Annotated in this window: 9 protein-coding genes; 2 read left to right on the top strand and 7 right to left on the bottom strand. The window is 60.7% G+C overall.

Annotated elements, in window-relative coordinates:
• Nucleotides 1-104 precede the first annotated feature (104 nt).
• The 4 genes from EKO19_RS02690 to EKO19_RS02675 all read right to left on the bottom strand — a co-directional run bounded on the left by EKO19_RS02690 (nt 105) and on the right by EKO19_RS02675 (nt 4,384).
• Nucleotides 105-791 (bottom strand): response regulator transcription factor, encoded by a 687-nt coding sequence (locus EKO19_RS02690; protein WP_129774858.1) that lies wholly within the window; start codon nt 789-791, stop codon nt 105-107.
• Nucleotides 776-2,626, bottom strand: a complete 1,851-nt coding sequence (locus EKO19_RS02685; protein WP_129774857.1) for a sensor histidine kinase — start codon at nt 2,624-2,626, stop codon at nt 776-778. The genes EKO19_RS02690 and EKO19_RS02685 overlap by 16 nt, the downstream gene beginning before the upstream one ends.
• Nucleotides 2,627-2,830: 204 nt before the next feature.
• Nucleotides 2,831-3,577: a ribonuclease H family protein gene (locus EKO19_RS02680; RefSeq protein WP_129774856.1), complete on the bottom strand. Its 747-nt coding sequence runs from the start codon at nt 3,575-3,577 to the stop codon at nt 2,831-2,833.
• Between the two features lie 78 nt (nt 3,578-3,655).
• On the bottom strand, nt 3,656-4,384 hold the full coding sequence (locus EKO19_RS02675) for a c-type cytochrome (protein WP_217705096.1): 729 nt from the start codon (nt 4,382-4,384) through the stop codon (nt 3,656-3,658).
• 461 nt (nt 4,385-4,845) lie between these two features.
• Here EKO19_RS02675 and EKO19_RS02670 point away from each other — a divergent pair, with 461 nt between their 5' ends.
• Complete coding sequence (locus tag EKO19_RS02670) at nt 4,846-5,046, top strand: ORF6N domain-containing protein (protein ID WP_129774854.1); 201 nt, start codon at nt 4,846-4,848, stop codon at nt 5,044-5,046.
• 182 nt (nt 5,047-5,228) lie between these two features.
• Here the strand turns inward: EKO19_RS02670 and EKO19_RS02665 are convergent, their stop codons facing one another.
• The 3 genes from EKO19_RS02665 to EKO19_RS02655 form a co-directional block, all read right to left on the bottom strand.
• The gene (locus tag EKO19_RS02665; protein WP_129774853.1) at nt 5,229-5,654 is read right to left on the bottom strand and encodes a DUF6968 family protein; all 426 of its coding nucleotides are present in this window, start codon (nt 5,652-5,654) and stop codon (nt 5,229-5,231) included.
• Nucleotides 5,655-6,211: 557 nt separating this feature from the next.
• Complete coding sequence (locus EKO19_RS02660; RefSeq protein ID WP_157995093.1) at nt 6,212-7,228, bottom strand: FecR family protein; 1,017 nt, start codon at nt 7,226-7,228, stop codon at nt 6,212-6,214.
• Nucleotides 7,229-7,238: 10 nt separating this feature from the next.
• On the bottom strand, nt 7,239-7,763 hold the full coding sequence (locus EKO19_RS02655) for an RNA polymerase sigma factor (RefSeq protein WP_129774851.1): 525 nt from the start codon (nt 7,761-7,763) through the stop codon (nt 7,239-7,241).
• Between the two features lie 129 nt (nt 7,764-7,892).
• On the opposite strand from EKO19_RS02655, the gene EKO19_RS02650 reads away from it, so the two are divergent.
• Nucleotides 7,893-10,424, top strand: coding sequence for a TonB-dependent receptor (locus EKO19_RS02650; RefSeq protein ID WP_129774850.1), 2,532 nt, complete (start codon nt 7,893-7,895; stop codon nt 10,422-10,424).

Raw genomic sequence — 10,424 nt, 5'->3', positions numbered from 1 at the left:
GACAGCGAGTAACGGCGCCATTTACGGGGTCGGTATGGCGCGCGGATCCGGTTTTGTCGCGATCCCCGTCGGGGTTTATCCGCACTGCGGCCTACCGAGGCGCCTTACGCGATTACGACGTCACAGCTGAGCTGATAGCCCTGCTTGCGGATGGCGATGAGGGGATTCGCTGTTGCGCCGACAACGCTGAACTTGCGTCGCAGACGGCTGACGGGAACTTCGAGCGCGATCTTGCCGGTTTCGAGCCAACCGAGCTGTTCGAGGAGTTGCCAGGTTTCGAGACGACGACCGGGGGCACGCACCAGCGCGGCGAGCAGAGTCGCATCCTGCGATGTGAGTGATATTTCGCCGGCGGGACCGCGCAACCGCATCCGTTTGAGATCCAGGCTGAAGCCCGAGGGCGGCGGATGACTCGTGCGTTGAATTCGTTTCCCCAGCGCGCCTGCCGCCGCGCAGAGCTCTTCCACCGCGATCGGCTTGGTCAAATAGATATCCGCCCCGCATTCATAAGCGTCGAGCTTGTCGTCGAGCCGCGTACCCGCACTGACCACGATCACACCCAGATCCGGATGGCTCTGCTTGAGCCGGCGCGCCAGGCTGACACCGTCCTCGCCCGGCAGGTTGACGTCGACCACCACCAGTTCGAGCGGCTGATTGCCGAGCATCTCCTGCAGGCTTTCGGCGCTTTCGACTCCAGTGACGCGATGTCCCCGGCTCTGCAGCGCTTCGACAGTGACGATGCGCAGTGCCTCGTGGTCTTCGACCACGGCGATGTTCAGGTGGGGATCCATAGGGTGAACCGTGCGCGCTGGTGAATCTGGTCGTAACTCAAGCGAACCTCCAGCAGCTCCGCCAGATGCCGGACGAGATAGAGGCCGAGGCCCGAGCCGGTGTAACGGTGAGCGAGCGGGCTGCGGTAATACTTGTCGAATAATTTGTCCGGATCCGGCAACCCGGCCGGGCCGGGTTGGTTTTCGATGGAAACGCGGACATGCGCCTGTCCATCGCTCTCCTGTCGCTCGATGCGGCAATCGATATCGGAGCCGGGCGCGGAATATTTGAGCGCATTATCGACGAGATTGCCCAGAATGATCTTCAGCAGGTGCCGATCGCTTTCGACGTCGGGCGCCGGTTCGCTGGCCAGATGCAGCCGATCCGGAGCGCGGCTGGATGCGAAGATCTCCTCCAACAGAGCATCAACCTGGCACAGCTCGCGGCGTGGTGTGAAACGGCCTTGCTGAAGAAGATCCAGTTGCCGGCAGCGCTCGACGACGGCATCCATATCCTCGAGCGTACTCAGTGCGTGACGCCGCGTTCTCTCGGAGGCGTCGGGCAACTCAAACATCATCTTGACCGCGGCGATCGGCGTCTTCAGTTCGTGAGTGAGCATGTCCATGAAGCGCGCCTGCTCGGCGGCGCGCTGGCGCTCGGCGTCTAGCAGAGTGTGAGTCATCTTCATTTCAATTTCGGCCCGGCGCCGGGCTTCGACCAAGCCGCGCGTGCGCTGGTGAAGAATCGCGCACATCACCGCGGCGGCGACCAGGCCCTGGCTCAATGGCGCGTCGACGATCCACTCTACGCCGGACGAAAGCAATCCCAACATCGGCATCATCATGAATGTGAGGGCGCCAGCCTGCAGCCAGACGAGCCCGCAGATGATGCGACGTTCGCGCTCGGGGCCTGCACGCATCGACAGCGCAACGAACGGTGTGAGCGCACCGAGTATCAGAACGACGTAACTGTTGATCTGTAGCGCGAGTCGGGCCTGGCCCACGCTCATGAGGCAGAGCTCGACGATGAAGACGAGCAGCAGAGCGTAGAGAAAACGCAGACCGGCAGAGGATGCCTCGTAGTCGCGAAACACGTGGCTGTAGAAGAGTACGCCGGTGGCGACGCTCCCCAGCACGAGGATGCTGGTGATCGTGTCGCCCCAATGGGCATGCGCGGCGGTAGTGAAGTAGGCCAGATAGCCGTTGAGCGCGACGAATGCCGCCGTCTGTGTCGTGAGGTAAAGCAGGAACACTGCTGCCAGACGTGAGCTCAGGTTGATCATGCCGAGCAGCGCGAGCACGGCCATCGAGAGCATGACACCGAGGTAGATGACGTGGATCAACTGCCGGAAGAGATCGTCGGTCCGCGCATCGACGGGCGTGAGCGCTTCCACGACGAGCAGTGAACTGCTCGTTGTTTTGAGCCGCAGATAATAGGTCGTCTGTTCCTGCACCGGTGCCATGAGAAAGCCCAGCGTGGTGGCCGGACGGTCCGGGTTGGCGTGGCGGTCGCCCGTCACGCGCTGTCGCCAGGCGCCTGGCTCTGCCGGGTTCGGTTCGTAGAGCACGACTTCATCGAGGAAGGTCGGCCGGATGCGCAATTCGAACGTTCCGCCGTCCGTCGGCGCACGCACCGTGATGCGCAGCCATTGGGTTGCATCGGTGAAGCCGCCGACCAAGATTGGCCCGGTGCGCTTGAATTCACTCTTCACTACGTCCTCGATGTCCAGGTTGCCGGTGCCGTCCACCAGCACGGCACGCGAGGTCACCAGGTCGTCGGCGGAGGCCGATGCGCCGAACAGGAATGCCAGCAGCAGACTGACGACGAGAGGTTTGAAATACGGATTGAACGCCAAGGCTGAAAAAAATAGTCGACTGAAAAATGTACCGACCCGCCGGGGCGGAACCGATCACAGGTAATGGTACATGGGGCGAATACTGCATGGGCTGTGGCGAATGCTGATTCGTCAGTGTTGACGAATTGAGCACGATGCCCGAGTGCAGCCTGCAGCGAGGGCGGTTGTTCGATCAACCAACCCTGCTCCAGCTGTCGAAGCCGTTCACCCTGCGCGCATGCGCAGAATCGCGGCGACATCGATGTCGCCGCCGTACTCGCTCAGCTCCACGTTGCCGGTCTCGACCGCGTACATCGCCATGCGATCCGCCAGCTCGTTGCCTTGTGTGCCCACGTGCGCTTTGACGTGAGTCAGGTGCACCTTGGATTGAATGCGGCTGAAGACCGCGTGCGCGGCTTGGATGATCGCGAGGTTCTTGATCTCACCGCCGGTCTTGCGCCAGCCTTTTTTCTCCCAACCGGCGGCCCATTTGGAAATGCAATTGATCGCGTAGGTCGAATCGCAAAGGATCTGCACCGTCGAGCCATTGACGAGCGCGGCTTCCGCCATCAGCAACGCGCGATGCAGAGCGTTGAGCTCGGCGGTGTTGTTGGTGCCAGTTGGGTTGTGAAGACCGAACCACAGCTGCGCCAGCTTGCCTTGATGATAGACCGCGAGCCCGGAACCCGACCGGCCAGGATTGGGATCGCAGGCGCCATCGCAGTAGATCTGTAAATCGAACGCCGTTGGATCGATGGGTACCGCCGCCTGCGCGCTCGTCTTCGCTGGCGTCCGGCGCACGAAGGCGGCCTTCGGCGCACCGCTCGCAAAAGCCCGCTCAGCTTCCCCGCGAGTTGGGAATGACTTGTAGCGCGCACCCGCGAACCCATCGACCTGTCGATGCGTGGTAGGCCAGTCCGTGAACACGCCGGTCTGCCGTCCCGCCCACACTACATAGAATTTCTGCGCCAACGCGTTGCCTTCGATCGGTCAGAGGATGAGTGGGGAAGTTTAAAGCATGCGCTGATGCGAATGTGACTTCAGCATCGATCAATGGGTTCGACTCGCCAGGTACGCTGCTATTGCCACCATATCTGCGTCCGTCAGGCTGGCAACGACTGGCTTCATCGACTCCGATGCAGCGCCCGTGCGTGTGCCTCCGCGCAGATCGTATAGCTGGCGAAACAGATAGCTCGGCGAGCGGCCCGCAATTCGCGGTACGTCAGCCAGCCCGTTCAAATCTGCGCCGTGACAGGACGCGCAGGGCAGGGTGAGTCCGGAACTACCCGTGGCGACCAGATCAGCGCCTCGCGCGAGGCTTCCTGTCGGCACGTATGCAACGTAGGGCGTGCGTGAATCCCGGTTCTCGAACCGCTCCGTTTCTTCGGCCAGCTCGACAATCCGGTTGCCGATGGGTTCAGTACTCGTGCCGGGCGCCTTCCTGAGCATCCAGCCGGCCACCACCGTGCGCGGCGCGGTCGGAGACTCTATGACCTTGACGAAGGACACCGGACTCAGCGCCGCAAAGTAATTTGCCGACTCTTCAATTTCGATCTCCGTCAGCTGCTTCGCGAGCGCAATCATATTCGTTTGAGGCGCGCGTCCTGGCTCCGAGCCCAAGCGCCGGTCCTCGCGAAAAGCCGCTATCTGAGCTTTGATGTAGCTGGCGCTCAGCCCGGCAAGGCTGGCGTTTTCCGGGCGTCCCGCGCCATTGGGCAAATGACAGTAGGCGCAGGCATATACCCGCGGCTCCCTGCTGCGCCCGACGATTCCAGGCATCGTCGGATGCTCATCCGGGTGCCAATCGGGTGGCCGAACTGCAATTGCCGCGATCTCACCTCGAGTGAAGCTCGCGGAACTTCCAGGAACGCGCTGCGGCTCGTCCTCCTTCATGACCGGCTGCGCGGTCGGTGGATTCAGCGCATAGGCCCACGCAGGGACTTCCCCATCGACTGCGCCAGATGCCGTTCCAAACACAGCGAGGAGAATCGGAAACACTTTGATGGAATGTTTCATGGGTGCAGGCTCTGTTTCGCGTCGACCGTGCGCGATTTGTACCTCAGCCTCCGCGGCTTCGCTGCGCCGGAACGGCACTCACCGCGTACTTCTCGCCGTAGCACAACCGCAGAAAAAAGAAAGGGGCCAACCGTAGGGTTTAGCCTCCTTTTTTCGCCGTCCGCCGACCGGCGGGGAGATGCTGAAATTGTACGAGTGCGCTTTGAGAAGTCCAGGAGCAGCGAATGACCAAGAACGAAGCAACCGCGCTCGTGCCGATCGAGCAGATCAGCTCGTCGATCCTGCTCGTGCGAGGTTGTCGAGTTATTTTGGACCGTGACCTCGCCGCGATTTACGGCGTGAAGACCGGCCGGTGTTTTTGTTTGAAGCGCGCTCGGGTGCAAGCGCCCTATTGCGAGTTCATGCGATCGCCGGGCGCGAGCTGACTGCCGGCCGCTTGAACATACTTAAATATGAGAAGAGGGCGACTGGCCGGCGCAGCAATGCCGTACCAGCCCCTGGCGAATTGATCGTCATGAGCCGGGAACCATGACTTACGAACCCGCGCGGGTCCGACATGTCGCCCGCGCGCGTTCCCGAGCAGCGCATGAGCTGCAATCGATAACGACTAGCGCTTTTCCTTGGACTCAGCGGCCAAACGCCTGGCGGTAAGTTCGTCCTGGCGCTTCTTATGTTCGTTGTCCAATACGGCTTCGATGCGCCGTTGAACCTCAATCGAATCTCCCAGTGTCACCATTCTTGGTATACCGGTCCATCCTGCAATGTCCAGGAACTTAATCCTGTCCCCCAAGGCATCAAGCTGAAGTCGCAAATCGCGGAACGCCCCCAGAACGGCGTGAAACTCATCGACTCCGAACGCACTGCCTTTGATATCTAAGTCGGCACCATTGACTCGGAAATCACATGCGTATGCGCCTGGCTGCCCCGGCGGGGCATTGAGGGGGAGCTCCAGCTTTTTCGGGGCATCGATAATGGCGACAACGTTGTGACAATCGTTGTTCATGTCAATGTATGAAAAAGTACGATTCAACATACGTGCTGTCCTTTAAAATTCACCAAATGCATTCCGTAGCCAGTTCTGTTTGGTCTGAGAGTTAGACGAAGCGATGTCCATGCAACTGGAATAGGTGCCGCCAAGTACTACTACAGGTACTGGCGTAAGTATTGGTGTGGGGTTGGCGAGTGCGGCGTACACATCGCTACAAAATGACTGCCACGCTAGATTGTCAAACGCAGAGCGTTCCATGCCTCTGTTGTACAACCTTCGCCGAGTGTAATCATCGAGGTATGGTTCAAGTTCACCCTCTGCCAGCAGCAGTGCTTCTTCGATTTCCGATTGCTGAGGTTCACGGGCCTCAACTTGCGGCTCACGCGCCGCAGCCGAGGTAATCGAACTCAGGAGCGCCAAAGAGGCAACAAAGACAGGGAGTATTCGCGCGCACATGCTCAGTCATCCGTTACAGGGTCAAATCTAGCCCATAACGAGTGAGTGCATTGCTGACCGCAATGTTAGTCCTACGTGCTCTCGCTGTGTTGAAAGGGGCAGTAACTGATGCGAGGTGCGCTCGCCTCGTGGCGAGGATTCAAGTCCTAGGGCGTCCTTCGCCGCACGAACACGTCGGCGCCCTCGCGCTCAATCTGCAGATCCGGTTCTTTGGAGAGCAGGTCCACGAACGACTGTGGATCGGCGGCATCGAAAATGCCGTCATATTGGTAAGAGTGTTCCGGTACGCCCTCGAGTTTCAACTGCAGGTTCCGATTGTAACGGTTGAATTCCGTCACCATGTCCTCGAGCCAGGCATCGTTGAAGACCAGACGCCGCTGCCGCCAGGCCACTGCATTTGCCACGACGGCATCCGGAATCCGATGCACCGAGCCGTCAATCCGAATCTCGGCTTCCTCTCCGCCATCAAGGAAGAGGGTGCCAGCCTGCGCGCTGCCGCCTGCCCTCGGCAGCAGCCGCACCCGGCCTTCCAGTACCGAGACACGTGTGCTGCCGTTGGCCTTGGCATAGACATTGAACTGTGTGCCGACGGCCTCGACCTGGGCATTCATTGTGTACACCCGAAACGGGCGTTTCGGATCATGCGCCACGATGAAGATGGCTTCGCCCTCGCGCAGTTCGACGTCGCGCTCGGTCGCGCGGAGATCCACTCTCATTCGGGACGCGGCATTCAGGGTCACCACGGATCGATCGTCCAGCTCCACCGTCCGTTGCTCACCGATCGCCGTCGTGAACTGGGGTGGGCTGAACGACCTGAAAGCGATCGGCACGGCGATCGCAATGAATCCCACGCCGGCCGCCAGTGCTGCAATCAATCGACCACGGTGACGAAGGCGCGGCCGAGGAGTGCCGCGATTCAATGGAACGACATTCCCGGCGAGCTGTTTCAATAGCGCATCTATATTCTCACGTCGGCCGGCGTCGACCTGATGCAAGCCCAGCTCGATCTCCGAGACTTCGAGGAACGCCTGCAGATTCGCGCGGCTTTCCTCGAGCCAGCGCACGAATTCCTCACGCTCGGATTCGGTGGCCGCAGGCAGGCGATCGAGCCATTGCGAGGCTCGTAGCGCGATCAACTCGTCGATCTTCTCTTGGACTTCCATCTCGTCGTCCTTACCGTTTCCTGAGCAGCGCCCGAAGCTGCGCCCTCGCTTCACACACATACAGACGGACAGTGCCTTCGGTACTGCTCATCTTCAGTGCAGCTTCCTTGCACGTCAGGCCATCCCGCTTCGTCAGCAGCAATGCGACCCGGTGGGCGGCCGGCAGGTGTGCCATCGCGTGCTCGAGCTCCTCCACGAAGACCAGACTATCGGCCTTGTCCAACGCCGCGACGCTCTCGCTGACCTCGCCGAATGTCTCGGAGTCATAGGTTATCGGGCTGCGGTGTTCGGCGATCCGCGCATCCGCGACGACGTGCGAGGCGATACCGAACAGGTAAGCCTGCGGGTCGCGGATTTTTGCCCGCCAGTCGCCGCGCAGGAAGCGTTCGAATACTTCCTGCGTCAGATCCTGCGCGTCCGCGGGTCGGCGGAGCCGACGCCGGATATAGCGATGCAATTGCGGCGAGCAGAGGCGAAATACCTCCTCGAGGCGCTTCAAGGCGCCTGACGGCTCGGCCAGGTTCTCGTAAGCCACGGTGTATGGGCCCTCTACAAGCTATATCGGGTTTCAGGAGGCGTTCGTTAGTGAGATTTTTCAACTAACGTTTCGACCGGCCGAACCGACATGAACGGTAGGGTGACCGCGTAGGCCGAAGGGGAAACGATGAACAAAATTGCCGCACGTCTTTGCACTGCCGTTGCGTTGGGGATCTGCTGTGTCGCGCCGGGGAAAGCAGAGGAAGCTGCTCGGGTGCCGCTGAATATCGAATCGCAGCCGATCCGGGCGGCGCTGAAAGAACTGGGTCGCCAGGCCGGGATCCAGGTGCTGGTGCGGGTCGATAACGTTTCTCTCAATGGACTCAAGACCCCTCCAGTGAGCGGGGAGCGTACCGTCGCGGGCGCGCTCGATGAGCTCTTGGCCAATACTGGCTTGAAGTATGAGTTCGTGAACGAACGAACAGTAAAGGTCTTCAGGGCAGTCGCGGGGGAGACGACTTCAAGCAGCACAGAAGTGGGTGTGAACCTTCGTTCGACGCCGGCGCCCATGCGGTTCGCGCAAGCCGCAGCCGCGTCCTTCAATGGGGCCGACGCCCGGTCCGATGCGGATGCCATCGCGGTTCTGAGCGTCAACGAGGTCGTGGTCACCGCCCAGAAGCGTGTGGAGCGCCTGCAGGACGTTCCCGTTCCGGTCACTGCGGTGAGTGGCCAATTGCTCACTCAGTCGAATCAGTTGCGGCTCGAGGACTACTACACCCGCATTCCGGGGCTGAGTCTGACCACCTCGCAACCCTTCGGGAGTTCGACCGTCGCGATTCGCGGCGTGGTCACGGGATTCTTCCAAAGCCCCACGGTGGGGATCGTCGTCGATGACGTACCTCATACCTCGTCCAACACGGTGGGATTCGGCAACGTGGTATCGGACTTCGATCCCAGCGACCTCGCGCGAGTCGAGGTGTTGCGCGGGCCACAGGGAACGCTCTACGGCGCGAGTAGCATCGGGGGGCTCATCAAATACGTCACCGTGGATCCGACCACCGACACATTCAAGGGACGCGTGCAGGGCGGAATCAGCAGCATCCAGAATGGCGACGAGCCGGGCTACAACGTGCGGGCGGCGGCCAATATTCCCTTCAGCGACACGCTGGCGCTGCGCGCCAGTGCCTTCACCCGCGAAGACCCGGGCTTCATCGACAATCCGGGAAGCGATGAAAAGGCGGTCAACTGGGGCCGTGTCTCGGGAGGGCGACTGACTGCTCTATGGAAGCTCTCCAACGATGTTTCGCTGAAGCTCGGCGCGCTCATGCAGGACACCAACGTTCACGGCAGCGCGGAGGCGGATGTAGTGACCGGACCAGGCGAGCTGGGCGATCTCGAACAGAACCGCACGCCGAACTCCGGCGGCTATCGCAAGCGATTCGAGGTCTACAGCGCGCAGCTCACGGCGAAAGCCGGCATTGCCGATCTCACCTCCATCAGCGCTTACACGCAAAGCGAGAATACGTTCCGGTGGGATTTTTCATGGTTGCTCGGCGGGTATGCTGCTTCTCAGTTCGGAGTCGCGGGCGCCAATTCCGTGCAGGACGTGAGCACGCACAAGTTCACGCAAGAGCTGCGAGTCGCGATGCCGCTGGGAGAACGTATCGATTGGCTGTTCGGCGCGTTCTACGCACGCGAAAAGACGCCACGAAATTATCAGACGGTGGCTGCCGTGGATTTCACCACCAGCGCCTCGGCAGGCGAGATCGCGCACCTCACCTATCTGAACACTTTCGAGGAGTACGCAGCCTTTACCGATGTGACGTGGCATGTAACCGACCGCTTCGACGTGCAGGTTGGCGGACGCCAGAGCCGCAACGAATCGGATTTTCAAAACATCGTGGGCGGTCCATTGTTCGGCGGCCCGGACTCGATGCAACCCGAAGCCCATTCGAAGGACAGCGCGTTCACCTATCTGTTGACGCCCCGTTTCAGGGTGTCGGACGACCTCATGTTCTACGCACGTCTCGCCTCCGGCTATCGCCCGGGCGGGCCGAACGGCGGCATCAGCGTGATCTCCAATCTGCCCCGTGAATACGATCCCGACAAGACTCGCAGTAGCGAAGTCGGTTTGAAGGGCGATCTGCTCGACTCGGCACTGTCGTTCGATGTCTCGCTGTATCACATCGACTGGCGCGACATTCAGCTGCAGTTGCAAGATCCAGCGACGTTCCTGACTTATTACGACAACGCCGGTGAAGCACGCAGTCAGGGTCTCGAGCTCACGCTGGAATCGCGTCCGGTGACTGGCTTGACGCTTGCGGCTTCCGCGACCTGGACCGATGCCGAACTCACGGAAGATTTTCCGTCCACCGCCGGTACCGCTCGGAAGGGCGATCGATTGCCGTTCAGCAGCCGATTCGCCGGCAATCTGTCGATCGACCAGGAGTTTCCGCTGGGAAGCATGCTGGGCTTCGTTGGCGGCTCGGTCAGTTACGTCGGCAAGCGACTGAGTGCAATCGGGTCCGGTGGCGCCCCCGCCTATGCCTCCTATACCAAGAGCGACCTGCGAGCGGGTTTGCGGTTCGACACGTGGACGACGAACTTGTTTGCCAACAACGTGACCGACGAGCGCGGCGTGCTCAACACCTACGGCCTGACCGGTGTCACCTATATTCAGCCGAGAATCATTGGTCTTTCAGTCGAAAAGACTTTTTGA

It is taken from the genome of Peristeroidobacter soli (genome assembly GCF_004138485.1).
GTDB lineage: Bacteria > Pseudomonadota > Gammaproteobacteria > Steroidobacterales > Steroidobacteraceae > Steroidobacter > Steroidobacter soli.
Note: the sequence above shows the minus strand (reverse complement) of the source record. Positions and strands in the feature narration are given on the sequence as shown.